At 71.2% G+C, this 25,656-nt stretch carries 29 protein-coding genes and 1 pseudogene; 15 read left to right on the top strand and 15 right to left on the bottom strand.

The genetic code is table 11. The annotated features are described in order from the left end of the window. Nucleotides 1–14: 14 nt before the first annotated feature. Nucleotides 15–221 carry a hypothetical protein gene (locus VET29_RS34635; RefSeq protein ID WP_324928719.1) on the bottom strand — a complete coding sequence of 69 codons (207 nt, stop codon included), beginning with the start codon at nt 219–221 and terminating at the stop codon, nt 15–17. Nucleotides 222–340: 119 nt separating this feature from the next. Here VET29_RS34635 and VET29_RS34630 point away from each other — a divergent pair, with 119 nt between their 5' ends. The 5 genes from VET29_RS34630 to VET29_RS34610 all read left to right on the top strand — a co-directional run bounded on the left by VET29_RS34630 (nt 341) and on the right by VET29_RS34610 (nt 5,925). Further along, nucleotides 341–1,540, top strand: coding sequence for a sensor histidine kinase (locus tag VET29_RS34630; protein WP_324928717.1), 1,200 nt, complete (start codon nt 341–343; stop codon nt 1,538–1,540). After that, on the top strand, nt 1,537–2,196 hold the full coding sequence (locus VET29_RS34625; protein ID WP_324928715.1) for a response regulator transcription factor: 660 nt from the start codon (nt 1,537–1,539) through the stop codon (nt 2,194–2,196). The genes VET29_RS34630 and VET29_RS34625 overlap by 4 nt, the downstream gene beginning before the upstream one ends. A 78-nt stretch (nt 2,197–2,274) precedes the next feature. Beyond that, entirely contained in the window at nt 2,275–2,934 is a 660-nt protein-coding gene (gene nucS / locus VET29_RS34620; protein WP_324928713.1) for an endonuclease NucS, read from the top strand. A gap of 75 nt (nt 2,935–3,009) precedes the next feature. Further along, nucleotides 3,010–4,002, top strand: coding sequence for a DUF3558 family protein (locus VET29_RS34615; protein ID WP_324928711.1), 993 nt, complete (start codon nt 3,010–3,012; stop codon nt 4,000–4,002). Between the two features lie 156 nt (nt 4,003–4,158). After that, a complete protein-coding gene (locus tag VET29_RS34610) occupies nt 4,159–5,925 on the top strand; it encodes a 3-hydroxybutyryl-CoA dehydrogenase (protein ID WP_324928709.1) in 1,767 nt (588 codons plus the stop codon). On the opposite strand, the gene VET29_RS34605 is transcribed toward VET29_RS34610, so the two are convergent. Beyond that, a complete protein-coding gene (locus tag VET29_RS34605) occupies nt 5,922–6,134 on the bottom strand; it encodes a zinc ribbon domain-containing protein (RefSeq protein WP_324928706.1) in 213 nt (70 codons plus the stop codon). The two genes, VET29_RS34610 and VET29_RS34605, sit on opposite strands and share 4 nt — an antisense overlap. A 35-nt stretch (nt 6,135–6,169) precedes the next feature. On the opposite strand from VET29_RS34605, the gene VET29_RS34600 reads away from it, so the two are divergent. Next, a complete protein-coding gene (locus VET29_RS34600) occupies nt 6,170–6,457 on the top strand; it encodes a hypothetical protein (RefSeq protein WP_324928704.1) in 288 nt (95 codons plus the stop codon). A 104-nt stretch (nt 6,458–6,561) separates the two neighbouring features. Further along, entirely contained in the window at nt 6,562–6,828 is a 267-nt protein-coding gene (locus VET29_RS34595; protein ID WP_324928702.1) for a hypothetical protein, read from the top strand. Nucleotides 6,829–6,912: 84 nt separating this feature from the next. Here the strand turns inward: VET29_RS34595 and VET29_RS34590 are convergent, their stop codons facing one another. The 5 genes from VET29_RS34590 to VET29_RS34570 are packed head-to-tail and all read right to left on the bottom strand — an operon-like array spanning nt 6,913 to nt 10,830. Continuing rightward, nucleotides 6,913–7,959: a histidinol-phosphate transaminase gene (locus VET29_RS34590; RefSeq protein ID WP_324928700.1), complete on the bottom strand. Its 1,047-nt coding sequence runs from the start codon at nt 7,957–7,959 to the stop codon at nt 6,913–6,915. Between the two features lie 12 nt (nt 7,960–7,971). Then, a complete protein-coding gene (locus tag VET29_RS34585) occupies nt 7,972–8,502 on the bottom strand; it encodes a GNAT family N-acetyltransferase (protein WP_324928698.1) in 531 nt (176 codons plus the stop codon). 29 nt (nt 8,503–8,531) lie between these two features. Continuing rightward, nucleotides 8,532–9,266 (bottom strand): alpha/beta fold hydrolase, encoded by a 735-nt coding sequence (locus tag VET29_RS34580; RefSeq protein ID WP_324928697.1) that lies wholly within the window; start codon nt 9,264–9,266, stop codon nt 8,532–8,534. Nucleotides 9,267–9,283: 17 nt separating this feature from the next. Then, nucleotides 9,284–10,381, bottom strand: coding sequence for an adenylate/guanylate cyclase domain-containing protein (locus VET29_RS34575; RefSeq protein WP_324928695.1), 1,098 nt, complete (start codon nt 10,379–10,381; stop codon nt 9,284–9,286). Beyond that, complete coding sequence (locus VET29_RS34570) at nt 10,378–10,830, bottom strand: universal stress protein (protein ID WP_324928693.1); 453 nt, start codon at nt 10,828–10,830, stop codon at nt 10,378–10,380. The genes VET29_RS34575 and VET29_RS34570 overlap by 4 nt, the downstream gene beginning before the upstream one ends. Nucleotides 10,831–10,947: 117 nt before the next feature. On the opposite strand from VET29_RS34570, the gene VET29_RS34565 reads away from it, so the two are divergent. Next, on the top strand, nt 10,948–11,376 hold the full coding sequence (locus tag VET29_RS34565) for a DUF1203 domain-containing protein (protein ID WP_324928691.1): 429 nt from the start codon (nt 10,948–10,950) through the stop codon (nt 11,374–11,376). A 12-nt stretch (nt 11,377–11,388) separates the two neighbouring features. On the opposite strand, the gene VET29_RS34560 is transcribed toward VET29_RS34565, so the two are convergent. The 3 genes from VET29_RS34560 to ccrA form a co-directional block, all read right to left on the bottom strand. Next, nucleotides 11,389–11,814, bottom strand: a complete 426-nt coding sequence (locus VET29_RS34560; RefSeq protein ID WP_324928846.1) for a nucleoside deaminase — start codon at nt 11,812–11,814, stop codon at nt 11,389–11,391. Between the two features lie 67 nt (nt 11,815–11,881). Continuing rightward, the gene (locus VET29_RS34555; protein ID WP_324928689.1) at nt 11,882–12,904 is read right to left on the bottom strand and encodes a chromosome segregation protein; all 1,023 of its coding nucleotides are present in this window, start codon (nt 12,902–12,904) and stop codon (nt 11,882–11,884) included. Nucleotides 12,905–13,027: 123 nt separating this feature from the next. Beyond that, complete coding sequence (gene ccrA, locus VET29_RS34550) at nt 13,028–14,359, bottom strand: crotonyl-CoA carboxylase/reductase (protein ID WP_414636694.1); 1,332 nt, start codon at nt 14,357–14,359, stop codon at nt 13,028–13,030. Nucleotides 14,360–14,515: 156 nt separating this feature from the next. Between ccrA and VET29_RS34545 the strand changes: the two genes are divergently transcribed. Both VET29_RS34545 and VET29_RS34540 read left to right on the top strand, forming a co-directional pair. Continuing rightward, complete coding sequence (locus VET29_RS34545; protein WP_324928687.1) at nt 14,516–14,890, top strand: SPW repeat protein; 375 nt, start codon at nt 14,516–14,518, stop codon at nt 14,888–14,890. 81 nt (nt 14,891–14,971) lie between these two features. Next, nucleotides 14,972–15,544 (top strand): TetR/AcrR family transcriptional regulator, encoded by a 573-nt coding sequence (locus tag VET29_RS34540; RefSeq protein ID WP_324928842.1) that lies wholly within the window; start codon nt 14,972–14,974, stop codon nt 15,542–15,544. Between the two features lie 62 nt (nt 15,545–15,606). On the opposite strand, the gene mce is transcribed toward VET29_RS34540, so the two are convergent. Then, nucleotides 15,607–16,050: a methylmalonyl-CoA epimerase gene (mce, locus tag VET29_RS34535; RefSeq protein ID WP_324928685.1), complete on the bottom strand. Its 444-nt coding sequence runs from the start codon at nt 16,048–16,050 to the stop codon at nt 15,607–15,609. A gap of 129 nt (nt 16,051–16,179) precedes the next feature. Between mce and VET29_RS34530 the strand changes: the two genes are divergently transcribed. The 3 genes from VET29_RS34530 (at nt 16,180) to VET29_RS34520 (ending at nt 19,564) form a co-directional block, all read left to right on the top strand. Then, nucleotides 16,180–17,355: an acetyl-CoA C-acetyltransferase gene (locus VET29_RS34530; RefSeq protein ID WP_324928683.1), complete on the top strand. Its 1,176-nt coding sequence runs from the start codon at nt 16,180–16,182 to the stop codon at nt 17,353–17,355. An 11-nt stretch (nt 17,356–17,366) separates the two neighbouring features. Further along, a complete protein-coding gene (gene meaB, locus VET29_RS34525; RefSeq protein ID WP_324928681.1) occupies nt 17,367–18,314 on the top strand; it encodes a methylmalonyl Co-A mutase-associated GTPase MeaB in 948 nt (315 codons plus the stop codon). 596 nt (nt 18,315–18,910) lie between these two features. Continuing rightward, nucleotides 18,911–19,564 carry a hypothetical protein gene (locus tag VET29_RS34520; RefSeq protein WP_324928679.1) on the top strand — a complete coding sequence of 218 codons (654 nt, stop codon included), beginning with the start codon at nt 18,911–18,913 and terminating at the stop codon, nt 19,562–19,564. On the opposite strand, the gene VET29_RS34515 is transcribed toward VET29_RS34520, so the two are convergent. The 3 genes and pseudogenes from VET29_RS34515 to VET29_RS34505 all read right to left on the bottom strand — a co-directional run. Beyond that, nucleotides 19,557–20,543 (bottom strand): class I mannose-6-phosphate isomerase, encoded by a 987-nt coding sequence (locus tag VET29_RS34515; RefSeq protein ID WP_324928677.1) that lies wholly within the window; start codon nt 20,541–20,543, stop codon nt 19,557–19,559. The genes VET29_RS34520 and VET29_RS34515 overlap by 8 nt on opposite strands. Continuing rightward, a complete protein-coding gene (locus tag VET29_RS34510; RefSeq protein ID WP_324928840.1) occupies nt 20,540–21,496 on the bottom strand; it encodes a LacI family DNA-binding transcriptional regulator in 957 nt (318 codons plus the stop codon). The genes VET29_RS34515 and VET29_RS34510 overlap by 4 nt, the downstream gene beginning before the upstream one ends. A 420-nt stretch (nt 21,497–21,916) precedes the next feature. Next, nucleotides 21,917–22,870: pseudogene (locus VET29_RS34505) on the bottom strand (SCO0930 family lipoprotein); the annotation flags it as partial. Between the two features lie 167 nt (nt 22,871–23,037). Here VET29_RS34505 and VET29_RS34500 point away from each other — a divergent pair. Both VET29_RS34500 and VET29_RS34495 read left to right on the top strand, forming a co-directional pair. Beyond that, nucleotides 23,038–23,943, top strand: a complete 906-nt coding sequence (locus VET29_RS34500) for an ABC transporter ATP-binding protein (protein WP_324928675.1) — start codon at nt 23,038–23,040, stop codon at nt 23,941–23,943. 88 nt (nt 23,944–24,031) lie between these two features. After that, nucleotides 24,032–25,078, top strand: coding sequence for an ABC transporter permease (locus VET29_RS34495; protein ID WP_324928674.1), 1,047 nt, complete (start codon nt 24,032–24,034; stop codon nt 25,076–25,078). 46 nt (nt 25,079–25,124) lie between these two features. On the opposite strand, the gene VET29_RS34490 is transcribed toward VET29_RS34495, so the two are convergent. Further along, nucleotides 25,125–25,628, bottom strand: a complete 504-nt coding sequence (locus tag VET29_RS34490) for a MarR family transcriptional regulator (RefSeq protein WP_324928672.1) — start codon at nt 25,626–25,628, stop codon at nt 25,125–25,127. Nucleotides 25,629–25,656: the final 28 nt, after the last annotated feature.

Raw genomic sequence — 25,656 nt, 5'->3', positions numbered from 1 at the left:
ACCCAGCACGGTACTTACGCGTCCCGCCTCCCACGTGAGTTCGCAAGCAATATCACGGCGCCGGCCAGTGCGATGACGACCGCGACCGGCACCTGTGCGCCCTCCGGCAGCACGTACCGCACCAGGAACCAGCCACGTCCGCTGTCCCGGAGAGCGCTCAACGCGCCGCCGACCCCCTGGACACACAGGATGATCCCGATCGACTCGATGACCCACCTCAAGGGAATCCCCTTTCCTCGGCACTCACGGTGGCGGGTGGGACGGCCCGCCGTCTTCGGCAGGCCGGACCACGCCGGGTCATCACTTCGACTGATCCGGGCCCGGCCACCGATGTGCTGGGATGGGGACCGTGAACGGGGTGATCGAGCGGGTGCGCGGGTGGGCGGGGCCGCGCGTGCCGGTGTTGCAGGCCGTCGTGCTGTTCGCCCTCGGCAACGTCGTCCTCGCGTCGGGGCTGCCGGTGCTCGCGTCGCTGCGCGGCGACGTGCTGCCGACGACCCACCTTGTCCGGCTCGTCGCCCTCGCGGTCCTGTGTGCCGCGGAGCTGTTGCGTCAGCGTGCGCCTGGCGTGGCGCTGACCGTCGCGCTCGTGATCGCCGGTGCCGAGCTGTCCTACGGCGTGTCTCTCGCCACCGTCATCGTGCTCACCGACCTGTTGTTCTCGGCCACGGTCTTCGGCTCGCGGCGCACCAACCAGGTCGTGGTGCGGGCGTCCGGCGCGGTGGTGCTCGGGCTGGTGGTCGTGTCGGTCATGTCGGCGCACGGGCTGCGGGACGTCGTGGTCATGCTGCTGCAGCTGTGCAGCCTGCCGCTGATTCCCGTGTGGTGGGGGATGAACGTGCGCCACCACCGCGAGACGGCCGCGGCCGAGCGGGCGCGGGCCGACCAGCTCGCCAGGATCGCCGAGCTGGACCGGAACGCGGCGGTGCAGGCCGAGCGGTCCCGGATGGCTCGCGACCTGCACGACGTCATCGCCGGGCACCTGTCCGCGATCGCTATCCAGTCCGCGGCCGTGCTGTCCATGGTGGACGGTGACCCGGCGGCCGTGCGGCGGGTGCTGAGGTCCGTGCGGGAGAACAGTGTCCAGTCGCTGACCGAGATGCGGGCGATGATCCACCTGTTGCACTCCGAAGGGTCCACTGTGGAGCACACGGCGCCGGCGCGGCTGCGGGACATCGCGCAGCTGCTGGAGTCCGCGCGGGCCGCCGGACTGGACGTCGACGCGCGCACGGACGTCGGCGGGGAGCTGCCGGCGGCGGTGGACCTGTCGGCGTACCGGATCGTGCAGGAGGCCCTGACCAACGTGGTGAAGCACGCGCCGGGCGCGCGGGCGTCCGTGCTGGTGGGGCGGGAGGACTCGACGCTCGTCGTCGAGGTGCGCAACGAACGCACGCGGTCCACCGTGGCACAGGTGTCGGGCCGGGGTCTGCTGAACATGCGGGAGCGTGCGCAGGCCGTCGACGGGGTGCTGGTGGCCGGCCCGTGTGCACGTGAGTGGCGGGTGCGGGCCGAGCTGCCCGCGGACGGGGAGCGCTCGTGAGCAGCGCGAACGGTCGGCGAATCCGCGTGCTGGTCGCGGACGACCACGCGGCGATCCGGGCCGGACTGACCATGATCCTCGACGGCGCGCCGGACGTCGAGGTGGTCGCGGAGGCCTCGGACGGCGCCGCGGCCGTGCGGAAGGCGGCGGCGCTGCGGCCGGACGTGGTGCTCATGGACGTCCGGATGCCCGGCACGGACGGGCTGGCGGCGACCCGGCAGGTGATCGAGGCGGGCAGCGCGCAGGTGATCGTGCTGACGACGTTCGACATGGACGAGTACGTGTACGGGGCCATGCGCGCGGGCGCCGCCGGTTTCCTGCTGAAGTCCGTGGACGCGGCACGCCTGGTCGAGTCGATCCGTCTGGTCGCTGCCGGCGACGGCGTGATCGAGCCCAGCGTCACCAGAAGGCTCATGTCGGCGTTCGCCTCCGCGCCGGCGCCGGTCGCCCCGCCGGAGCTGTCCGCGTTGACACAGCGGGAGCGCGACGTGCTGGTGTGCATGGGGGAGGGGCTGTCGAACCAGCAGATCGCGCGCAGGCTCGGCGTCGGCGAGGCGACGGTGAAGACCCACGTGTCGCGGGTGCTCACCAAGCTCGACCTGCGGTCCCGCGTGCAGGCGGCGGTGCTCGCGAAGGACGCCGGGCTGGTCGGCTAGCCTGCTTCGCGTGAGCGGAGCAGGCGGAGCGAACCATCAGCACTCAGGCCGGCGCCACGGCGCGGGGGAGGGGGCGGCGTGCGTCTCGTGATCGCGCGCTGCCAGGTCGACTACGCAGGCCGGCTCACCGCCCACCTGCCCATGGCCACCCGGTTGCTGCTGGTCAAGGCGGACGGCTCGCTGTCCGTCCACTCGGACGACCGCGCGTACAAGCCGCTGAACTGGATGAGCCCGCCGTGCTGGCTGACCGAGGAGCCCGGCACGTGGACCGTGGCGAACAAGGCGGGGGAGAAGCTGGTCATCACGCTCGAGGAGGTCATGCACGACTCCGCGCACGAGCTGGGCGCCGAGCCGGGGCTGGTCAAGGACGGTGTGGAGGCCCACCTGCAGGAGCTGCTCGCCGAGCACATCACCACCCTCGGTGACGGCTACTCACTCATCCGGCGCGAGTACATGACCGCGATCGGGCCGGTCGACATCCTGTGCCGCAACGCCGCCGGCGCGACGGTGGCGGTCGAGATCAAGCGCCGGGGTGAGATCGACGGGGTCGAGCAGCTGACCAGGTACCTGGAGCTGCTGAACCGCGACCCGCTGCTGGCGCCGGTGCACGGCGTGTTCGCCGCCCAGCTGATCAAACCCCAGGCCCGCACGCTCGCGGAGGACCGCGGCATCCGGTGTGTGACCCTCGACTACAACGCCCTGCGCGGCATCGAGTCGGACGAGTTCCGCCTGTTCTGAGCGGAGCTTGCGGAGCGAGCATTGTTTTCGACGGTTCGGTGCACGGGTGTGACGAGCACTCGTTACGGTGCACGTGTGAGGCGCTCCTTCGTCCTACTGACACTGTCCGTGGTGGCCGCCGTCGTGCTCGCCGGGTGCGGCGACACCGTCGACACGGCGAAGGTGACGTTCACGCGCAGCACCGTGCCCGCCAACAAGGCCGGCACGGAGACCGGCGGCACCGGCAAGCCCAAGTCGAACGACCCCGCGTTCACGAACGAGAGACTGCGCGCGCTCGACGCCTGCGGCCTGCTCAGCAAGGACATCCTGTCGGCGGTCGGCGTACCGGCCGACAACAGCGCCGAGGACTTCAGCGAGTGCTCGAACTACATGAAGGACAAGGACGGCAAGGACCTCAGCATCACGCTGTACGTGGGCGAGACGATCAACGGGGCCGAGGACGCCGAGGAGAACATCGGCGGGCTGCCCGCGCTGACCAGCAAGCTCGACGACAGCAGCGCGTGCTTCGTCAGCGTCGTCACCTCGACCAACCCGAACTTCGGCGTCCGGGTGCAGATCGGCGGGGACGGCAAGGACCTGTGCGCGACCGGGCGGACCGTGCTCGCCAGCGTCGTCGACCTGATCCGCAACGACCCCCCGAAGCGCGACGACAGGACCGGGTCGATCGCCAACTCCGACCCGTGCACGCTGCTCGACCCCGCGGCGTTGAAGACCGCCGTGGGCGGGGTCGAGACCACCCCGTCGCCGTACACGCTGCACTGGTGCAACTGGGTCGGCGACGCCATCTCCGTCGGCGTCTGGTTCCGGACGGGATACGACCCGAAGGACAGTTCCGTCGACAAGGGCACGCCGGTCGACCTGGGCAACGGGGTCACCGTGTACCAGAGCGCGCAGTCCGGCGCCGCCTCGTGCCGGCTTGAGTGGCGGCACCGCTCCACGGGCCAGGACGGCGCCGACGAGATCATCGAGGTCGACGTCGACAACTCGTCGCCGCCGGCGGGCGACAACGGCTGTCCCACGGCGACCGAGGTGGCGAAGCTGCTAGTCCCGGCGCTGCCGAAGCCCTGACCGTACGTGCCGACCGGCTCGGCAGGCCGTTCCCGGCGCACTTGGTCGATCCAGTCGGCGCAGGCCCGTGAGGTGGGCCACGGCTGGGCTGCCACCTAAGTTACTGGCGGGTACCGTCCGAGGTCAGCCTTCTGGACGGGACTGCGGAGGTACACGGTGGCACGTGAGATCCACAGCGTCGGGGTCGTCGGCCTCGGCACCATGGGGGCCGGGATCGCCGAGGTCGTGGCCAGGACCGGGCGGACCGTGGTCGGGGTCGAGGTCGACGATCTCTGCGTCGCGCGGGCTCGGGAGCACCTCGAGCACTCCACCGAGCGGGCGGTCGCCGGCGGGAAGCTGGACGCCGGGGAGCGGGACGCGCTGCTGAGCAGGATCAGTTTCACCACCGATCTCCATGACCTGGCCGGCGTCGATCTCGTCGTCGAGGCCATTCCGGAAAGCCTGGAGCTCAAGGCCGGTGTCTTCACCGAGCTGGAGCAGGTCTGCCGGCCCGACGTCATTCTCGCCTCCAACACGTCCTCGCTCTCCGTCACGGAGATCGGGGTGCACACCGGGCGGCCCGGCAAGGTCGTCGGGCTGCACTTCTTCAACCCGGCGCCGGTGCTCAAGCTCGTCGAGATCGTGCGGACGGTGGTCACGGAACCCGAGGTCGTCGCCGACGTCGAGGCGTTCGCCCGGTCGCTCGGCAAGGAGCCCGTCGTCATCGGGGACCGGGCCGGGTTCATCGCCAACGCGTTGCTGTTCGGCTATCTCAACCACGCCGTCTCGATGTACGAGTCGCGGTACGCCAGCCGTGAGGACCTCGACGCCGCCATGCGGCACGGCTGCGGATATCCCATGGGGCCCTTGGCACTGCTCGACCTCATCGGGCTCGACACCGCCTACGAGATTCTCGAGACGATGTACCGCCAGTCGCGCGACCGCCTGCACGCGCCGGCGCCGCTGCTCAAGCAGATGATCACCGCGGGCCTGCTCGGGCGGAAGTCCGGGCGCGGCTTCTACACCTACGACGGCGTCGACTCGCCGACCGTCGTGTCCGATGTGGACACTCCGGCGGTGATTTCCGGGCCCACGCGCGACATCGGCCGGATCGGGGTCGTCGGGACCGGGACCATGGCCACCGGCATCGCGGAGGTCCTCGCCAGGAAGGGGTTCGACGTAGTGCTCCGCGCACGCGGCAGGGACCGGGCCGATCGCGCGCTGGCGAAACTCCGCGGGTCCCTCGACCGCCAGGTGACCAGGGGGCGGCTCGCCGAGGAGCAACGCGACGCCATCGTGGGGCGCGTGCAGGGCGTCATCGAGCTCGACGAGCTCGCCGACTGCGACCTCGTCATCGAGGCCGTCGCCGAGGAGCTCACGATCAAGCGCGAGGTGTTCGCCGCGCTGGACAAGGTGCTCAAACCCGGCGCGATCCTCGCCACGACCACGTCGTCGTTGCCGGTGATCGAGTGCGCGGCGGCCACGTCACGGCCGGGGGACGTCGTCGGCCTGCACTTCTTCAACCCGGCGCCGGTGATGAAACTCGTCGAGGTCGTGCGCACGATCGCCACCGCCGAGGACGTGGTCGCCACGGCCGACGCGCTGTGCCGGGCGGTCGGCAAGCACCCCGTCCACTGCACGGACCGGGCCGGGTTCATCGTCAACGCGCTGCTGTTCCCGTACCTGAACGACGCGGTCAAGATGCTCGAGGCCCACTACGCCGACGCGGACGCCATCGACACCGCCATGAAGGTCGGCTGCGGCCTGCCGATGGGCCCGTTCGAGCTGCTGGACGTCGTCGGGCTCGACGTCTCGCTCGCGATCGAGCGGTCGCTGTACTACGAGTTCCGCGACGCCGGGTTCGCCCCGGCCCCGCTACTGGAGCACCTGGTCACGGCCGGTCGGCTGGGGCGCAAGACCGGCAAGGGCTTCCGGGACTACTAGCCGCAGCCGCAGGCGCCGCCACAGCACCCGCCGCCTCCGGCCGGCGCCGCGGCACCGTCGCCGCCACGGCTCAGGGCCACCATCGACAGCAGCTTGACCGTGTCCTCGTGCCCGTCGGGGCAGGCCGCGGGGGCCGATGACTCACTCATCGCGCGGCGCACCTCGAAGGTGGTCGCGCACTCCTTGCAGCGGTACTCGTACGTCGGCACACGTCAATTGTGCCCTGCCGCTACCGTGGTTCGGTGTGCCCCGTCGTAACCGTGACCGCCGCGAGCCGGCCCGCGAGCTGAGCAGCGCGGGCTGGCAGCGGACCGAGTCCGCGACCGACGGCGAGTGGCTCGTCCGCAACGTCAGCGCCACGGCCACGACCAAGACCTACCGCTGCCCCGGCTGCGACCACGAGATCCGCCCCGGCACCGCGCACGTCGTGGTGTGGCCGGCCGACGAGCTGGGCACGGTCGCGGACCGCCGGCACTGGCATCTCGGCTGCTGGCAGGCCCGCGGGCATCGGCGGCCCACCCGCAGGCGATAAGCGCGAAATAACGCTACGAAAACTTCCTGAAAGGTGTCGAACCGACGCTTACTCCTACGACGTGTCTGTGAAAAGCAACCGGACAGACCAGCTAGGAGACAGTGATGTCGCACCCACTCGGCGCCCTCGCGGACAACATGACCGCCTACGCCATCTACGCCACCGCCCAGTCCGAGATGCGTCGTGCCTACGCCCTGATCGACGCCGGTGAGCTCGACGCCGCCGCGGCCGAGGTCGAGTCCGCCGCGCACGCCGCCGAGGTGCTGGCCCGTGCGTCCAGGGAGCTGGACCGCGTCGCGCACTGGCGCAAGGTCGCCACCGCCCGCCAACGATTCGTCGACCAACTGCGGAGCGAGCCGGTGGCGGCCTGAGTTGCCCCGGCCACCGCCAGGCCCGGTGCCTCGAAGGACCTCCTCAGGACATTGATCGTCCCGAGGTAACCCTTCCGGGCATGGTCAGCCCGCGAACGTACGGGCCGCCGCCAGGAACGCGTCGTTCTCGGCCGGTAGGCCGATCGTCGCGCGCGCGCCTTCGCCCGCGAACGCGCGGATGATGACCTTCTGGTCCATGCAGTGCTCGTTGAACGCCGCCGTGCGGTCGCCCAGCGGCAGCCACACGAAGTTCGCCTGTGTCTCTGGGACGTCGTAGCCCATCTCCAGCAACGCGTCCCGGACCCTCGGCCGCTCCTCGATCACCTCGCGGCACCGGGCCATCAGCTCGGGCTGCGCCGACATGGCCGCGATGCCCGCCGCCTGCGCGATCCGGTTCACCGAGAACGGGATGCCGACCTTGCGCACCCCGGCCGCGATGTCGGCGTCCGCGACCAGGTACCCGAGCCGGATCCCGGCCAGCGCGTACGCCTTCGAGAACGTCCGCAGCACGGCCACGTTCTGCCGGTCCAGGAACGAGAAGCCGTCCGGCACGTCCGGGTCGGTCACGAACTCCCGGTACGCCTCGTCCAGCACCACCAGCACGTCCGGGGGCACCCGGTCCAGGAACGACGTCAGCTCCGCGGTCCGCAGCGCGGTCCCGGTCGGGTTGTTCGGGTTCGCCACGAACAGCACCCTGGTCCGGTCGGTGATGGCCGCGAGGATGCCCTCCAGGTCGAGCGCGTGGTCGACCAGCGGCACCTTGACCCCGCGAGCCATCGCGATCTGCGTGACGATCGGGTACGCCTCGAACGACCGCCAGGCGAACACGACCTCGTCGCCCTCACCGCACAGCGCCTGCACGATCTGCTGGCACAGGCTCACCGACCCGCAACCCACCGCGAGCCGCGGCCGGTCGACGCCGAAGTGCTCCGCCGTGCGGTCGAGCAGGTCGTCGCAACCCATCGCGGGATACCGGTTGACGTCCGCGGCGGCCTCGGCGATGGCCGCGAGCACGGACTGCGGCGCGGGGCCGGACAGCTCGTTGCTCGACAGGATCACGGCGCCGGGCACCTTGCGGCCGGCGATGTAGTCGGGAAGCGACGCGAGGTCGGCTCTGACCGTTACAGGCATGCTCGCATCATGTCATCCCGGGAGGTGGTAGAAGCAAGACAGCGCGCCCTGGAAGGGCGCCTCCCGCACCTTCACGAAGCCGAGCTTGTCCGCCACCCTGCGGGCCGGGTCGTTGCTGGTGGGCGTGATGATGACGATCGGCAGGCCGGGGTGGGTGTGCCGGCCCCACTCGACGGCCGCTGTGACCATCTCAGGTGCGTAGCCCTGGCCCCAGAAGCCGGGGAAGAGGCGGTAGAACACGTTGAGGTACGGGCCGTCGTCGCCGTAGGCCAGCTGCAGGCCGCCGAACCCGGCCAGCTCACCCGTGGCGGCCAGTTCGATGGCCCAGTAGCCGTAGCCGAACTCGGTCCAGTGGTCGAGCCACGACGCGAAGAGGCGGCGCGAGTCCGCCGGCGGGCTCGCGCCCTCCGGCCGGTGCCGGGTGGCGTCCGGGTCCGCGTGCAGGGCGATCATCGCGTCGACGTCCCCCGGCGCGACTCTCCTGAGCACCAGCCGTGCGGTGGCGAGCCGCTCGGGTCTGGCGCCCTCCGAAACCTGTGTCACTTCTCGATGCTAACCACGAGCACCGACGGTCACTCGAGCCAGCGCGCGACCGCGCCGGTGAGCTCCTCGGGCGCTTCCAGCGGCGGCAGGTGCCCGGCGCCGGCCAGCGTCACGACCTCCGCCTTCGGCATCAGCGCGGCGAGCGCGTCCGCCTCCCCGACCGGGATGAGCGTGTCCTGCTCGCCCCGCACGACCAGCGTCGGCACCTCCGTGTCCCGCAGCAGCGCCGACGAGTCGGGCCGCGCGCCCATGGCCCGCTGCGCCCACGCGATGGCGGCGCCGTCCTGCTCGGCCACGAGCGCGCGCACGGTCGCCACGACATCCGGGCGGCGCTCGTGGGTCTCCGCGCCGACCAGGTTCGGCAGCATGGCGTCGGCCACGAAGCCCGGACCCTCGTCCTCGACGCGTGCGGCCATGGCGTGCCGGTTCGCCCGGGCCGCCTCGGTGTCCGCGGTCGCCCGGCCGGAGATCAGCACGAGTCCCGCGACCAGCTCGGGTGCGGCACGCAGGACGGCCATGGCCACGTAGGTGCCCATCGAGCAGCCGCCGACGAGCGCGCGGCGCCCGGCGAGCCGGTCGATGACGTCGTCGGCGGCCCTGGCCAGGTCCGGCTCGTCGGCGCCGAGCGGGACGCCGCCGAAGCCACGCTGGTCCGGGGTGATCAGCTCGGCGTGCTCTTCGAGGCCGGCGCGTACCCCGTCCCACATCCGGCGGTCCAGCGGGAACGCGTGGAGCAGCACGAGCGGTGTGTCGGGAAAGCGCATCTCCCCATCCAAGCAGCTCAGCGTCGTCGACGTCGTCGTGGCGTGGTGCGTTCGTCGTCGGGTTCGAGCGGAACGTGCGGGGCGTCCTCGGTCGCGGCGGCCAGGCCCAGCAGCTCGGCGGTGAAGTCGGCGAGGCTGGCCGGCTGTTCCTCGCCCGCTCGCCGCAGGACCGCCGAACGCAGGCGGGAGTAGCCGCGGACCGACACGGGACGGCGTGCGTGCACGGCGTACGCCGGGTCGTCCCGCAGCGCCTCGGTCAGCTCCAGGTCCACCAGGACCGTGCCGGGGCGGGCCACCGAGGTCAGGCGGCTCGCGATGTTGACCACCGGGCCGTAGACGTCGCCGAAGCGGTTCAGCACCCGGCCGTAGGCGAGCCCCGCCCGCAGTGACGGCACACCGTCCTCCTGTTCGGCGCGGGCGATCAGCGTCAGCGCGATCTCGGCGCCGTCGGCGGGGGAGTCCGCGACGAACAGCACCTCGTCACCGAGCATCTTGACGATCCGGCCGTGGTTCTCGGCCACGACGTCGCCGGACAGCGCGTCGAACCGCTCGACGACGTCGACCAGCTCCTGCTCGGTCGCGCGGCGGGTCAGCGACGTGAACCCGACCATGTCCGCGAAGCCGACGGCCAGCCGGCGCTCGTCGACCTCCTCGTCCGGGGCGGCGAGCAGCCGGCCCGCGAACGCGGCGAGATGGCGGCGCCAGACGAAGTCCTGCAGCGCCTCCAGCTCGGGCGTGAGGTGCTCGACGAGCCGGCCCAGCTGGCGCTCGTCCGCGGCCAGCTCCGGGTTGGCGGCCAGGATGTCACGCAGCATGTGGACCTGTGACTCGGCCAGGCGGGACATGTGCTGGCCGATCATGCGTGCGGTCGAGGTGGCGAGCGAGGGGTCGAGGATGCCGTTCTGGATCAGCTGGTCGGTGCGGCGCAACGCCTGGACGTCGCCCTCGGTGAACACGGCCGCGTCGTCGTCCTGGGTGGCGAAGCCGAGCGCACGCCACAGCGCGCTGGCGCGTTCGACCGACACGCCGGACAGGTCGGCGACCTGGGCACGCGTGTACTGCCTACCGCCGCCGAGCAGGATGCTCTCGATCGCCTCCTCGCCGGCGCCGCTCACGTCGTGTGGACGATGAGCACGTCGACCTTCGACTTGCGGGCGGCCTCCGACGGGACCGAGCCCAGGAAGCGGCCGGCGAGCGTGTTGAGGCCCCGGTTGCCGACGACCAGCAGGTCGGCGGCACGTTCCTCCACCACCCTGGTGAGGGTGGGGACCGGCTCGCCGTCCACGACCACGGTGTCGATCTTGGTGGCGCCCTGCCGCCTGGCGCGTTCCGACGCCGTGCGGACGGAGTCCTCGGCCGGGCTGGAGCCGACCACCTGGTAGGCGACGTCCGAGCCCAGCTCGTCGGTCGCCCTGCTGACCTCCTCGGGCCGCGCCGGGTGGTAGGCGCAGGCGATGACCAGCGTCGCGCCGGTGTCGGCGGCGATCCGCGCGGCGCGCTCGACCGCGAGGTAGGACGAGTCGGAGCCGTCCGTGCCGACGACCACTGTCTGGTAAGCCGTCATGTGTCCTCCAGTTAACTACTCGCGAGTAAACCTACCGTGGGTGTCGTGTCCTCCGCACGGATGCGCCAGGTCGTTTTTCCGCCAGCTCCCGGGTGCCCGGCGCGGGAGGCTTGGGTCATGAGCGACTACCTGATCCACCCACTGAACGAGCGCGGCACCGGCGGGGTTGCGGTCACCGCGGGCGGCGGCGAGCCGCTGCGGTGCTGCCTGCGCTACGCGACCGCCGGCGAGGAGATGGCGCTGTTCAACTACGAGCAGCCACTACCGGGCGACGGGCCCTACCAGCAGAAGGGGGCGGTGTTCACGCATGCCGAGGACTGCGCCGGCCCGGCCTCGGTGACCGCGTACCCGCGGGAGTGGGTCGGCCGGCCGCAGGCGCTGCGCGCCTACGACGCACGCGGTTGGATCCACCCGTCGACCCACGTCCACGACGGCGCCGACCCGGACGCGGCCATCGCGTCGGTGCTGGCGCATCCGGAGGTGGTCGAGGCACACAGCCACAACCTGGGCTACGGCTGCTACATGTTCCGGGTCACGCGGCGGTGAGACCGCTCGCGGCTACTCGCCGATGTCCTCGAACCAGAGGTCCGGCCGCTCGGCGATGAACGCCCGCATGAGGCCGATGCAGGTCTCGTCCTCGACGACCTCGATCCGCACGCCGTGCTCGGCCAGCCACCCGTGGCCGCCGGTGAACGTCGTCGACTCCCCGACGACCACGCGCGGGATGCCGAACTGGCGGACCAGGCCGCTGCAGTACCAGCACGGCGACAGGGTCGTCACCATGATCGTGTCGCGGTAGTGCCTTCTGCGGCCCGCGTCGCGGAACGCCGCGGTCTCCGCGTGCATGGACGGGTCGCCGTCCTGCACGCGGCGGTTGTGGCCGCGGCCCAGCAGCTCGCCGCCGGACGTGAACAGGGCCGCGCCGATCGGGATGCCGCCCTCCGCCAGGCCGAGCCGCGCCTCGTCGACGGCCACGGCCAGCAGGTCGGTCACCGGCTCACCCCGCGTCGCCCGGTCGGTCGGCGGCCACGGTTCGTTCCGTGGACGCCGCTCACCTGGAGATGCGCTTCGTCGTCTGGTCCGCCACGGACTTGGGGATCGGCACCTCGTCCGGGGCGCCCGCGGTCTCCCACTTCTCCTTCGCCGGGCCGGGCAGCGGGTTGCGGTCGCGTGGCGCGGGGGTGGGCTTGGCGCCCGCGTCCGCGGCGTCGGCCAGCTCCTCCGGCAGCGGCTCGAACGCCGGGACGGCGTTCTCCAGGTAGGCGTGCGCGTCGATGACCATCTCGCGTGCGGACGTCAGCTGCTCGGCGACCCGGGCACGCAGCTTGCGCAGGGCCGCGACGCGCTGGGCGGCGTGGTTGATCCGGCGGTTGGCCTCGTCGGTGGCATCGCGGACCCGCCGCTCCGCCTCGGTCGTCGCCTCCTGCAGGCGCGCGGTCGACTCGGTCATCGCCTCGTGCCGGCGGCGGTTGGCCTCCTCGGTCGCCTCGCGGACGCGGCGCTCGGCCTCGGACTTGGACGTGGCCTCCTGCTCGGCCAGTGCCCGCATGGACTCCGTGCGGCGGGAGGCCATCGCGATGTCGAAGTCCTCCTCGACCTGCTGGCGCCGGGCGTTGGCGGCGATCTCGGCGGCCTCGGCCTCCGACTTGGCCTTCGAGAGCAGCTCCTCGGCATCGCGGCGCGCGATCTCCAGCGCGCCGGCGTGCTCCTGCTCCATCTCGATGCGGCGCTCGTCCAGCTCGCGGATCTTGGCCTCGTACTTGCTCTTGACCTCGTCGGCCTCGGCCTGGGCCTTCGCGCGGGTGTGGTCGGCCTCGGCGGTGGCCTTGGCCCGCATCTCCTCGCACTCCTCCTGCGTGAGGCGCAGCATGCGCTGCAGGCGCTCGGAGAGGCCCTCGAGGGTCGTCGGCGGTTGTGCGAGTCGCTCGACCTGCTTGTTGAGGTCGTCGATCGTGGTACGAGCGAGTTCCAGCTGTGAGGTCAGCTCGGCAGCCTGCGCCGCCGCCGCGTTCCGGTCGGCGGCGAGGATCTTCAGCTGGCTGTCCAGCTGCTCGAGGTGCTCCTCGACCTGCATTCGACTGTAACCACGTTTGGTGATGTCGAAGCCGGCTCCCAGCGGTACAAGATCACGTTCTTCGCCCAGCGCCATGGCCCCACGCTACCTTGCCCGGTCCGCGCGGACTTGTCATGTGCTGGTTCAGACCCCGCGAAACCGGTTGATCGCCGAAAGATGTTGCGCTCGCAACTCGTTGTCCCGCACGCCGAGACCCTCTTCCGGGGCGAGGCACAGCACGCCGACCTTGCCCTGGTGCTTGTTCTTGTGGACCTCGTAGGCGGCCTGCCCGGTGTCCTCCAGTGAGTACACACCGGACAGTGTGGGATGGATCTTTCCCCTGGCGATCAACCGGTTCGCCTCCCAGGCCTCGCGGTAGTTGGCGAAGTGCGAGCCGATGATCCGCTTGAGGTTCATCCAGAGGTACCGGTTGTCGTACTGGTGCAGGAACCCACTGGTCGACGCGCACGTGACCACGGTGCCGCCACGCTTGGCCACGAACACGCTGGCGCCGAAGGTCTCCTTGCCGGGGTGCTCGAACACGATGTCGGGGTCGTCCCCGCCGGTGAGCTCACGAATCCGCGCGCCGAAACGCTTCCATTCCTTGGGGTCCTGGTTGTGCTCGTCCTTCCAGAACCGGTAGCCCTCCGCGCTGCGGTCGATGATCAGCTCGGCGCCCATCTTCCGGCAGATCTCGGCTTTCTGCGGGCTGGAGACGACACAGACGGGTGTCGCGCCGCCGTTGACGGCGAACTGCGTGGCATACGAGCCGAGCCCACCGGAGGCACCCCAGATGAGCACCGTGTCGCCCTGTTTCATCCCGGCACCGTTGCGGGAGACGAGCTGCCGGTAGGCGGTGGAGTTGACGAGGCCGGGGCAGGCGGCCTCCTCCCAGCTGAGGTGCGCCGGCTTGGGCATCAGCTGGTTCGACTTGACCAGCGCCAGCTCGGCGAGCCCGCCGAAGTTCGTCTCGAAGCCCCAGATCCGCTGCTCGGGGTCGAGCATCGTGTCGTTGTGCCCGTCCGGGTGCTCGAGCTCGACGTTGAGGCAGTGCGCGACGACCTCGTCGCCGGGCTGCCAGGCGTTGACGCCGGGGCCGGTGCGCAGGACGACGCCGGCGAGGTCGGAGCCGACGACGTGGTAGGGCTGGTCGTGCCGCTTGGCGAGGGGAGAGGTCCGCCCGTAGCGGCGCAGGAAGCCGAACGTGTCCATCGGCTCGAAGATCGAGGTCCAGACGGTGTTGTAGTTGATGGCGCTGGCCATCACGGCGACGAGCGCCTCGCCGGGACCGAGCTCCGGCGTGGGCACCTCGTCGACATGCAGTGCCTCGCGGGGGTCCTTGTCGGTGTGCTCGCGGCCCGCGAACATCTCGACCTCGTCGGCGTGCACGGTCACGCCGCGGTAGCTCTCCGGCACCGGCAGCGCGCCCAGCTCGGCGTGGTCACCTGCGAGGATCGCGTCGAGAATCTTCTGCATGCCCGCCAACGCTACCGGCCAGTAACGTTTCAGAAGAACCCAGGCGAGACCCGGGTCACTCGATGTGGTGGCGACCACCACAGAAAGTTTGACCGGCCGGCCAATCAAGCGCATGATTTGAGAAGAGGCACTCACCAACACGAAGAGGTGGTCTCGATGGCAGAAACAGCGGTTCGGCCGTGGACCCGGCCGTACGACTGGGCCGAGGTCGTCCTCGGCGTCGTCGCGCTCCTGTCCTTCCTCTGGACGGATACGAGTGATGCCGCGATGTGGACGATGATCGTGCTCGGCGCGCTCGTCGCGCTGGACGGCCTGGCCTCGCTGGCCTCGCCGGGCATGGTCTACGGCGAGGGGATCCAGGTGGTCCTCGGCGTGCTCATGTTCATCTCGCCATGGGTGATCGGGTACACCGAGCTCAACGGCATCTCCTGGTCGTCCTGGATCATCGGCGCGCTCACGGCGATCGTCGGCGCGGCGGCGTTCCCGGCGGCCCAGTCGGCACATCGGTCCGGCATCGCCGGCCAGCACTGACAGAATCGGCCACACGGCGCGCGGTCCACGGGTTACGTTCGTGGGCCGCGCGCTTTCGCGCCGGAAGGGAGTCGGACCGTGATGCGCAGAACCGGCAAGAAGGACGACCCGTCCGCGCGGGAGCGCATCCTGGTCGCCGCGGAGGAGCTGTTCGCCGAGTCGGGTTTCGAGGCCACGCCGACCTCACGGATCGCGGCGCTCGCGAAGGTGCCGAAGGGCCTGGTGCACTACTACTTCCAGAAGAAGCAGGACCTGCTGGCCGCACTCGTCGAGCGGCTGCCCGACGAGCACATCGAACCGGCGCACGTCGTCGTGCCCGGTGACGTGGCCGCGTCGCTGCGCCGGCTGGTCGCGGAGCTGGACGCACGCAACCGCGCGTCGACGCTGCTGTCCCACCTGCTCTGGCGGGAGGCCGACACGCACCCGTCGGTCAAGGAGGCACTGCAGTCGCGCTTCGTCACGGTCGTCGACCAGGTGCGGGCGGTCATCCAGGCGGCGAGCACCGCGGCACTGCCGCTGACGAGAGTCGAGACGGCGGCGGAGCTGCTCGCCCTGGCCGTCAGCTACCGCCACTCGGTTGCGCGCTACGCCGACACCGACGAGACCATGGACCGCGAGGTCGACTTCATCGCCGCCGCGCTCTGCGCCCGGTGACCTGTCTCGAACCTGTCTCGCGGGCTCCGCTCAGTGTTCGTGGTTCGCTCCGCGGGCTCCGCTCAGTGCCCCTGTGCCGGCTCCACCAGCTCGATGAGCACGCCGCCCGCGTCCTTCGGGTGCACGAAGTTCACCCTGCTGTTGGACGTGCCCTGCGCCGGCTTCTCGTACAGCACGCGAACTCCCTTGTCCCGCAACGCCTCCATCGCGGCCTCGATGTCGGTCACCCGGTAGGCGAGCTGCTGGAGGCCGGGACCCTTGCGGCCGATGAACTTGCCGATCGTGGTGTCCGGGCCGAGCGGCGCGAGCAGCTGGAGCGCCGCGCCCGTGCCGTCGTCGCCGGGCGCGCGCATCATCGCCTCGTGCGTGCCCTGGGTCTCGTTCACCTCGTCGTGAACCAGCTCGAGACCGAGAGTGTCGCGGTAGAACGCGATCGCCGCGTCCAGGTCCGGCACGGCGACACCCACATGGTCGATGGCGGTCACGAACGGTTTAAGTGCGTCCATTTCACTGACGATACGGCGTTCAATCGACACCGCGACCAGCGGTTGTGCGACCGCTCACACGTTAGGGGACCCCTGTTTCTACCAACGGGTAACGTAGGGGTTCTAGCCGGAGTTCTTTGGAGGCAGGCTGTGTCTGGATCCGTCATCGTCGCCGGGGCACGCACCCCGATCGGCCGGTTGCTCGGCGCCCTGAAGGACTTCTCCGGGGCACAGCTGGGCGGCGTCGCCATCAGGGCCGCGCTGGAACGGGCCGGGGTCGCGCCGGAGCAGGTGCAGTACACGATCATGGGTCAGGTCCTGACCGCGGGCGCCGGCCAGATCCCCGCGCGCCAGGCCGCGGTCGCGGCGGGCATCCCAATGGACGTGCCCGCGCTGACCATCAACAAGGTCTGCCTCTCCGGCCTCGACGCGATCGCGCTGGCCGACCAGCTCATCCGCGCCGGCGAGTTCGAGATCATCGTCGCGGGCGGCCAGGAGTCGATGACACAGGCGCCGCACCTGCTGCCCAAGTCGCGTGCCGGCTTCAAGTACGGCGACGTGACCATGCTCGACCACATGGCCTACGACGGCCTGTTCTGCGCGTTCGACCAGGTCGCGATGGGTGCGTCGACCGAGAAGCACAACGCGCGCTACGGCGTGACCCGCGAGGAGCAGGACGCGTTCTCCGCCCGCTCGCACCGGTTGGCCGCCGCGGCCATCGAGAAGGGCGTGTTCGCCGAGGAGATCGTGCCGGTGACGATTCCCCAGCGCAAGGGCGACCCGGTCGTCTTCGACACCGACGAGGGCGTGCGGGCCGACACCACGGCCGAGTCACTGGCCAAGCTGCGCCCGGCGTTCGCGACCGACGGGACGATCACCGCGGGCTCGTCGTCGCAGATCTCCGACGGCGCCGCGGCGGTCGTGGTGATGAGCAGGGCCAAGGCCGAGGAACTGGGTCTGGAGTGGCTCGCGGAGATCGGCGCGCACGGCGTCGTCGCCGGACCGGACGCGAGCCTGCACGAGCAGCCGTCGAACGCGATCAGGGCGGCCCTCGCGAAGGCCGGTCTCTCGGCGTCCGACCTGTCTCTCGTCGAGATCAACGAGGCGTTCGCGGCCGTCGGTGTGGTGTCCACGAAGCAGTTGGGCATCAGCGAGGACATCGTGAACGTCAACGGCGGTGCGATCGCGCTGGGGCACCCGATCGGGGCGTCCGGGGCGCGGCTGGCCGTGCACCTGGCCTACGAACTTCGCCGGCGTGGTGGCGGTCTCGGTGCGGCCGCGCTGTGCGGCGGCGGCCAGGGCGACGCGCTTCTGCTGCGTGTCTAGCGTTTCGCGCTGTGTCCGACGTTTCCACGCTCGTCGAGCAGGCCCGTGCCGGACAGGCGCGGGCCGTCGCCCGGCTGATCTCGCTGGTCGAGGACGACAGTCCGGAGCTGCGGTCGGTGGCGGGCCTGCTGGCGCCGCTGGCCGGCCGGGCCAGGGTGCTGGGCCTGACCGGACCGCCGGGGGTCGGGAAGTCGACGTCCACGTCGATGCTGGTGTCGGCGTTCCGGGCACGGGACCTGCGGGTGGGTGTACTGGCGATCGACCCGTCGTCGCCGTTCTCCGGCGGGGCACTGCTCGGCGACCGGATCCGGATGCACAGCCACACCGTGGACGCCGGCGTGTTCATCCGCTCGATGGCGACCCGCGGCGCGCTGGGCGGCCTGGCGACGGCGACCCCGCAGGCGGTGCGGGTACTGGACGCGGCGGGGTTCGACGTGGTGCTGGTGGAGACCGTCGGGGTTGGACAGTCCGAAGTGGACATCGTGGCGCTGGCGGACACCACGGTCGTGCTGCTGGCGCCCGGGATGGGCGACGGCATCCAGGCGGCGAAGGCCGGGATCCTGGAGGTCGCGGACGTGTTCGTGGTGAACAAGGCCGACCGGGACGGCGCCGACCAGACCGTGCGGGACCTGCGCCACGCGCTTTCGCTGGGCCGCCGCGAGTCGGGTCCGTCATGGCGCCCACCCATCGTGCGGACGGTGGCGACGACCGGTGCGGGCGCGGACGATCTGTTGACCGCGCTGGATGGACACCACGAGTGGCTCGCGACGCACGGTGAGCTGGAGGCCAGGCGAATCCGGCGGGCGGCGAGCGAGATCGAGGCGATCGCGGTGGCGTCGCTGCGGGCGCGTTTGGGTGGGGTGAACGGCGGGGAAGCGTTGGCGGGACTGGCGAAGCGGGTGGCGGCGGGGGAGACGGACCCGTACACGGCGGCCGATCAGCTGACCGGCGGGGTATGACGTACCGATCGTCGTGACCTGAGGAGATTCACGGTCCGCTGTGGGCCGGCGGGGCTAGCATCCCGCGCGTGACGATGCCGCCAGGGGGACCGACCTACCAGCCGTACGGGCCACCGCCCGGCTATCCGCGGGGCTACGGCCAGCCGGGTGCCGCGCCGGCGTTCGGTGGGACGAGTGGCTATGACCCGGCGCCTGCGGCCGGCTATGCCGGGCCGGCGGCCGGTCATCCCGGCGGGCACGGCGCGGGTTACCCGGCCCCGCCCGGCTTCGGCGGGCCTCCGGGGATGCCGCCTGTTTGGATCGACGCCGGGACGGCCGGATATGGCGTGCCTCCTGGCCCGCCGGCAGTTGGCTACGGCCAGCCGGTCGGCTCGGCGGGCCATGCCGCGACGGCGCGCCCGGTGCCCGGATATCCCCCTGCCATCGGCTATGGCCAGCCCGCGGCTCCGGCCGCGTTTGCCGTGCCGGTTTCGGGCCCTTCAACCGGATATCCACCAGTCGCCGGTCATGGCGGGCCGGGGTCGCCTTCGGGGGCCTATGCGCCGCCGGGCCGTCCCCACAACGGTGCTGTCCCTTCCGCGTTCCTGCCCGCGGGGGTGCCCGGGTTCGGGCCGCCCGGTGTCGCGGGCCCGTCCGTCGTCATCGACGTCGGGAGGACCAACGCGCGCAAGGCGGTCATCGGGGCCAGCGTGGCAGGCGTGATCGGGTTGGTCGTGGTCGGCTCCGGAGTCACCGCGGCGGTCGACGGTGGCGCCGCCGCCGGCATCATCGGCGTGGTCATCGGGTTGCTGTTCCTCGTGCTGCCGGTCGGGCTGGTTGTTCGGCGGGACAAGGTCTTCCGCCCCCAGCACCTCGTCTTCGACGCCGTCGGGCTGCGTTGGGACGACCCGCGTGGCGCCCCCTGGATGGTCCCGTGGACCGAGCTCGCCGCCGTCTCGATCTCCAAGCACAGTCCCAAACAGGTCGGGCCGGAGTCCATTCAGGACAAGATCGTCGGCGCCGCCTCGGACAAGATCGCGGGCGAGCGTGCCCACGTCCGCGTCGACTTCCACCCCGTCGACCCCGCGTTCGCCGGTCGCCATCCGGAGATCGGGCACCTCTGGGAGCGCCAGGGCGTCCGGCACGGCTACCGCCTCCCGCTCGGCAGCAACGTCAAGTTCATCCCGCTCATCGCACAGGCCATGGGCCGCTTCGCCCCGCACCTCTACCGCGGGGTCAACGCCACCGAAGGGTTCTACGGCCTCAGCTGACCGGTGGCAGGCAACGGATCACGACCACGTCACCGTCCACCGTGGACTCGCCGGCGGCGTGCGGCAGGACGAACGTGGCACCCTTGGTCAGCGCGACGTCGCCTGCCTTCTCGGTGCGCAGCGTGCCCGTGCCGGACAGCACCACCAGCACGCCGAACGACGCGTCCAGCCGGGCGCCGGCCGTCAGTCGTTCCGCGCGGAAGAACTCCGGGCGCCCGAACAGCTCGCCCTGAGCCGAGTGGTGAACCAGCTCGTCCAGGCGGTCCGCCCAGCTCCGCCGGTCCACGCAGCCGAGCGCCGTCTCGAAGCCGACGCCGAGGTGGCCGCCTGCCTCGTCGTCGAGGAAGCCCTGCCACTCCAGCGTGACCGACAGGTCCGTCGGCTGCTGCAGCTCCACGATGAAGATCCCCGCGTCGATCGCGTGCGGCACCCCGGCCGGCACGAACACCGCATCGCCCGGCCGTACCGTGACGGGGTTCAGTGCGGCCAGCATGGCCGCGGTGTCCTGCCGGGCGACCCAGACGGCCACCGTCTCCGGCGACGGCTCCTCGCGGAATCCGATGTGGACACCCGCGCCCTCCGCCGCGCCGACCACGATCCACGCCTCGGTCTTGCCGTAGCGGGAACCGAAGTGCCGCGCGGCGAACTCGTTGGACGGGTGACAGTGCACCGGCAGGCGCTGGCCCGCGTCGAGCAGCTTCACCAGCAGCGCCGGTTCCGGGCCGAACGCCCGCACATGTTCCTCACCCAGCCAGTTCGCCGGGTGCGCGGTCACCGCGTCGCGCAGCAGGGTGCCGTCGGGGAGCGTGGTGAGGCCGTCCGACTGCTCGCCGTGCAGCGTGGTGCACGAGGCGACCCAGTCCTCGGGCCCGAACTCCTTCGGCTCGTCACCGCGCAGCGCCGCGATGGCGGCGCCGCCCCGGTAGAAGCGGGGTGGCTGGTTGGCGGGCAGCCGGACCGGTCGCAGGCCGTCGTTCATCTCTCTCCTGATCCGCGGGGAATGAGGCGTGCGGGCAGCACGATCCGGCGAGGTGGTTCGCGGTCGCCGTCCAGGCGGGCGAACAGCAGCTCGGCCGCCGCCTTGCCCAGCTCGGCGGGGTCGAGGGCGACCACGGTGACCGGCGGGTCGAGCAGGTCGGCCAGCTCGAAGTCGTCGAAGCCGACGAGCGCGGGACGGTGCCCCGTCCCGGCGAAGGTGCGCAGGACCTGCACGGTGATCCGGTTGTTGCCGGTGACGACGGCGGTGGCGTGCCGCAGCGTGTCCGTGATGGTCCGTGTGGTGTGCGGGCCCATGGCGACGAGCCCCTCGTCGAACGGGACGCCGGCCCGCGCGCAGCCCTCGCGGAAGCCGGCGAGCCGCTGCGCGGCGGTGAAGACCCCGGGGCCGTGGCCCAGGAAGGCGATCCTGGTGTGCCCGTGTGTGGCGAGGTGCGTGACGGCCTGTGCGGCGGCGGCGACGTTGTCGACCAGCACGGTGTCGGCGTGGACGTCACCGGCCGGGCGGTCGACGAACACGACCGGCGTGCCGGAGGCGATCTCGGGCAGGAGGTAGGCGTGCTGGCGACCGGCGGGGATGATGATCAGGCCGTCGACCCGGCGGGCGCAGAACTCGAGGGCCAGCTCCCGCTCGCGGCCGGCGTCCTCGTCGGAGGAGCCGGTCAGCACCTGCCGGCCGAAGCGGCGGGCCACCTCCTCGGCGGCGCGGGTGAGCCCGGAGTAGAAGGGGTTGGCGACGTCTTCGAGGACGAGGCCGATGGTGCCGGTCGAGGAGCCGCGACGGAGGTTGAGCGCGCCGACGTTGCGGCGGAACCCGAGCCGCTCGATGGCGGCCAGGACGCGCTCGGCGGTCTCGGCGTGCACCCCGGGCTCGGCGTTGACGACCCGGGAGACGGTCTTGATGCTGACGCCGGCGAGCCGGGCGACATCGCTCATGGTCGCCCGCCGAGGTAGCCGGCCGCGGGAGTTCGACAACGTTGTCATGGCCTGGACATTCGACCCCGTGTCACGGGTCGCTGTCAACTCGACAAGGTTGTCAGGGCGGTACAAGAACGGCGGACGCCTCCAGGGGATGGATGGAGGCGTCCGCCGTCCCACCAGCCGCCGCGTTCCGAGGACGGCGGCTGGTGATGGGTGAGCGGGGAGACCGTTCCCGCCCACCCAGGGCAGGTGGTTCGGCGGACGGCGGCCCGGGGGATCCTGCCGCCGCCCGCCAGAGGAAAGCTTCGTGGTGGCCTGGTGCGCGCCCGCCGCGGGTAGCCGGCGCGCACCAGGTTTTTCTCCACCGGCCGGATTCGCTGCCTCACCCTGGGCGGCGGGAGCATCGGGCAACGTCCGGTCGGGCCCTTCCCCGGGTCAGTAGCCTGTGTTGCCGTCCGCCTCCCCGGACGACGAGCTCCTCCGCACTGGTGCGGAGGACTTGCAACCCTCCTTCTCGACGGCGAACCACACGCCGTCGACGCCGTGTCCGTTCACCTCGCCCGGCTTCCTGTCGCCGGTGAACAGGTAGACCGGCCACCCGCCCACGGTGACCTGCATCGACCCGTCGTCCCGGGGCACCATGCCGACCAGGTCCCAGTCGACACCCTTGACGTTGATGTCCTTGCCCGCGGCGGTCAGCAGCGGCGGCCACTTCTTGGCGCAGGCACCGCCGCACGTCGACCTGGGCGGGTTCTTGCTGTCCTTCGTGAACAGGTAGAGCGTCATCCCGTCCTGGTTCGTCAGCGCGGCGCCGAAACCGGGGATGTCCTTCGCGATCACCGAGGCCGGGGCGACCGCGTTCCCGGGGTTGGCCGGGGCCGCCGGCGCGGCGGGCGCCGCCGGGACGCCGGTCCGCGTGCCGAGCGGGGTCACGGCGAACCACGCGTTCTGGATGCCCTGCCCGGTGGCCTGGCCGGGCGTGGTGTCCCCCGCGTAGGTGTAGACCGGCTGCTTCGCGATCGTCACCTGCTTGGTGCCCTCCGGCCTGGTCATCGTGCCCAGCAACGTCGAGTCGACCCCTTTTCCGCGCAGGTCGTCGGTCGCCAGCAGCGGCGGCCACGACTCGGCGCACTGTGCCAGGCACTTCGTCGTGGGCGGGTTCGTGCTGTCCTGGGTGTACACGTAGAGCGTCTTGCCGGTCTGGTCGGTGAGCACCGATCCGATCCCGGCCACGTCGGCCGCGTTCACCGACACCGGTTGGGCCTGCGACTGCCGCGCGCCGGCCGCCGCGGGGTCGATCAGTGACGGCTCGTCCGGCGCGGCGTTGCCACACCCTGCGAGCAGGGCCAGAGCGGCGAACACCGGGACCACCAGATGCTTACGCACGGCTGGGCTTCCTTTCTCGGCGGAGCGAACCTCGTTTCCTGGCGCGGTTTGTGCGGTGAGCGTCGTGCTGTCCGAAGTGGCCGGCGCGCGGGTCGCGCCGGCCGTGCCATGGACACGGATCTACCTCGATTTCGGTTCACGGATGCCGGTGACCAGCTAGATTCCCCGGCGTGACCCAAACCGCGATCACCGTCGACGACGTGCGGAAGTCCTATGGCGACCTCAAGGCCGTCGACGGCGTCTCGTTCTCGGTCGACGAGGGGGAGTTCTTCGGCATCCTCGGACCGAACGGGGCAGGTAAGACCACGACGCTCGAGATCATCGAGGGCCTGCGCCAACCGGACGGCGGCACCGTGCGTCTGCTCGGTCAGGAGCCGTGGCCACGCAACACCGCCCTGCTGCCGCGCATCGGCGTGCAGCTGCAGGCGACCGCCTTCTTCGACAAGTTGTCCGCCCGCGAGCAGCTCGTGACGTTCGCCAGCCTGTACGGGGTGAGCGCCGCCCGCGCCGACGAGATGCTCGAGCTGGTCGGGCTCACCGACAAGGCCGGCACGCGCGAGGACAGGCTCTCCGGCGGGCAGCGGCAGCGGCTGTCGATCGCGTGCGCGCTCATCCACGACCCGGACATCGTGTTCCTGGACGAGCCGACCGCCGCGCTCGACCCGCAGGCCCGTCGCAACCTGTGGGACGTCCTGCGCGCCATCCAGGAACGCGGCAAGACGATCCTGTACACCACGCACTACCTGGACGAGGCCGAGATCCTCTGCGACCGGGTCGCGATCATGGACCGCGGCCGGATCCTCGCGCTCGACCCGCCGGCCACGCTGGTCCGCGGCCTCGACGCGCCCACCCGCGTGATCCTCGAACGCGGCTCGCTGACCGAGGCCGACGCGAAGGCCCTGCCGGGTGCCGACGAGGTCGCCGAGGACGACGTGTCGCTGACCATCGCGACCCGCGAGCCGGCGGACCTGCTGTCGGCGCTGGCCGAACGCCGCGCGCTGGCCGGTCTACAGGTGCGCACGGCCACGCTGGAGGACGTCTTCCTGGAGCTGACCGGACGGGAGTACCGGGCGTGACGCGAGCCGGCCACGAGCACGTGACCAGACAGCACCATTCGGATCCCGGCGCGACCGGTACCTCGAGCCACGGAGAGGCGGACCAGTCGTGACCGCGTTCAAGAGCCTCGCCACGGCGATGGTGAAGATCTTCTACCGGGACAAGGCGACGCTGTTCTTCACGTTCGTCTTCCCGCTGATGTTCCTGGTCGTGTTCGGGTTGCTGTTCCGCGACGCCGGCACGTCCAGGACCGAGATCGCCGTCGTCGGCGACGGCCCGGTGATCACCGGGCTACGGCAGACCGGCGCGCTGGAGCTGACCCGGTTCGGCACCGTCGACGAGGCGGAGCGGCAGGTCAGGAACGGCGACCTGCCCGCGATGGTCGCGGAGGACGGCGACCGGATCACCTACCGCTTCGCGCAGAGCGACCAGACACAGGCCAGCGTGGTCTCGGGGATCGTGCAGGGCGTGATCAGCCACGTGAACCAGCAGGCCACGGGACAGCCGGAGCGGTACACGCTCGACGCGCGCAACGTCGAGGACTCGTCGCTCAAGCCGATCCAGTACATCACCCCCGGCATCATGTCCTGGGGTGTCGCGGTGTCCGCCGTGTTCGGGGCGGCGCTGACGCTGGTGAGCTGGCGGCGCAAACAGGTGCTGCGGCGGATCCGGCTGGCGCCGGTGGCCGTGCCGACGGTGCTGACCGCGCGGGTCGTGGTGACGGTCGGCATCGCGATCGCGCAGGCACTGGTGTTCATCGGGGTCGCGCTGCTGCCGGTGTTCGGCTTGCGGCTGACCGGGACGTGGTACCTGGCGATTCCGGTGTTCCTGCTGGGCATCCTGGCGTTCTTCGCGATCGGCATGCTCGTCGGCGCGTTCTGCAAGACCGAGGAGGCGGCGACCGGCGCGGCGAACATCGTGGTGCTGCCGATGGCCTTCCTCTCGGGGACCTTCTTCCCGATCGACCAGGCCCCGCCGTGGATGCGGACGATCTCGGAGATCTTCCCGCTGCGCCACATGAACGACGGGATGATGGACTTCCTGGTGCGTGGCAAGGACGCGGGTGCGCTGGTGGTGCCGTGCCTGGTGCTGACCGGGTTCATCCTGGTGGTCGGTGTGATCGCGGCAAGGGTCTTCCAGTGGGAGGACGCATGACGGCCCTCCCCGGGATGGTCGGGCGCGCACCAGGATTCGGAACGACCTAGTCCTCGAAGTCGCCGACCGCCTTGCGGACCTTGGCCAGTAACTCCGTGAGCTGAAGGGTCTGGCGCTCGGTGAGGCCGCGCAGGCCGAAGTCGATCTCGGTGACGGCTACGGTCGCGGCCTCGCGTCGGTCGCGGCCGGCCTCGGTGATCTCGGCGAGGGTGGTGCGCCGGTCGGTCGGGTGGGGGATGCGCTTGACCAGGCCGTCCGCCTCGAGGCGGTCGACGATGTTGGTGACGCTCGTCGGGTGCAGCTGCAGCCGCTCGCCCATCACCCGCATCGGCAGGCTGCCGCGCTTGGCGAAGGTCAGCAGGACCAGTGCCTCGTAGCGGGCGAAGGTCAGGCCGTGTGGGCGCAGCGCGGCGTCCACCGCGGACTGGAGCACCTGCTGGACCCGCATGATGCTGGTCACCGCGGCCATCGTCGTCGACGGGCCGACCCGGTCCTCCCAGAGTTCCGCGGCGCGGGCGATCGGATCGAACGGCAAGGCGCGGTGGCTCATGAAGCTTGAAGTTACCAGCCGGTACCGG

Source organism: Actinophytocola sp. (assembly GCF_035634895.1).
Taxonomy (GTDB): Bacteria; Actinomycetota; Actinomycetes; order Mycobacteriales; family Pseudonocardiaceae; genus Actinophytocola.
Note: the sequence above shows the minus strand (reverse complement) of the source record. Positions and strands in the feature narration are given on the sequence as shown.

Coding starts and splice junctions, on each gene's coding strand:
- VET29_RS34555 (WP_324928689.1), bottom strand. CDS start 12,904: ATGCAGGTCGAGGAGCACCTCGAGCAGCTGGACAGCCAGCTGAAGATC.
- VET29_RS34595 (WP_324928702.1), top strand. CDS start 6,562: ATGTCGCACCCACTCGGCGCCCTCGCGGACAACATGACCGCCTACGCC.
- ccrA (WP_414636694.1), bottom strand. CDS start 14,359: ATGCAGAAGATTCTCGACGCGATCCTCGCAGGTGACCACGCCGAGCTG.
- VET29_RS34510 (WP_324928840.1), bottom strand. CDS start 21,496: ATGAGCGATGTCGCCCGGCTCGCCGGCGTCAGCATCAAGACCGTCTCC.
- VET29_RS34630 (WP_324928717.1), top strand. CDS start 341: ATGGGGACCGTGAACGGGGTGATCGAGCGGGTGCGCGGGTGGGCGGGG.
- VET29_RS34515 (WP_324928677.1), bottom strand. CDS start 20,543: ATGAACGACGGCCTGCGACCGGTCCGGCTGCCCGCCAACCAGCCACCC.
- VET29_RS34490 (WP_324928672.1), bottom strand. CDS start 25,628: ATGAGCCACCGCGCCTTGCCGTTCGATCCGATCGCCCGCGCCGCGGAA.
- VET29_RS34565 (WP_324928691.1), top strand. CDS start 10,948: ATGAGCGACTACCTGATCCACCCACTGAACGAGCGCGGCACCGGCGGG.
- VET29_RS34545 (WP_324928687.1), top strand. CDS start 14,516: ATGGCAGAAACAGCGGTTCGGCCGTGGACCCGGCCGTACGACTGGGCC.
- VET29_RS34540 (WP_324928842.1), top strand. CDS start 14,972: ATGCGCAGAACCGGCAAGAAGGACGACCCGTCCGCGCGGGAGCGCATC.
- VET29_RS34570 (WP_324928693.1), bottom strand. CDS start 10,830: ATGACGGCTTACCAGACAGTGGTCGTCGGCACGGACGGCTCCGACTCG.
- VET29_RS34590 (WP_324928700.1), bottom strand. CDS start 7,959: ATGCCTGTAACGGTCAGAGCCGACCTCGCGTCGCTTCCCGACTACATC.
- mce (WP_324928685.1), bottom strand. CDS start 16,050: ATGGACGCACTTAAACCGTTCGTGACCGCCATCGACCATGTGGGTGTC.
- VET29_RS34580 (WP_324928697.1), bottom strand. CDS start 9,266: ATGCGCTTTCCCGACACACCGCTCGTGCTGCTCCACGCGTTCCCGCTG.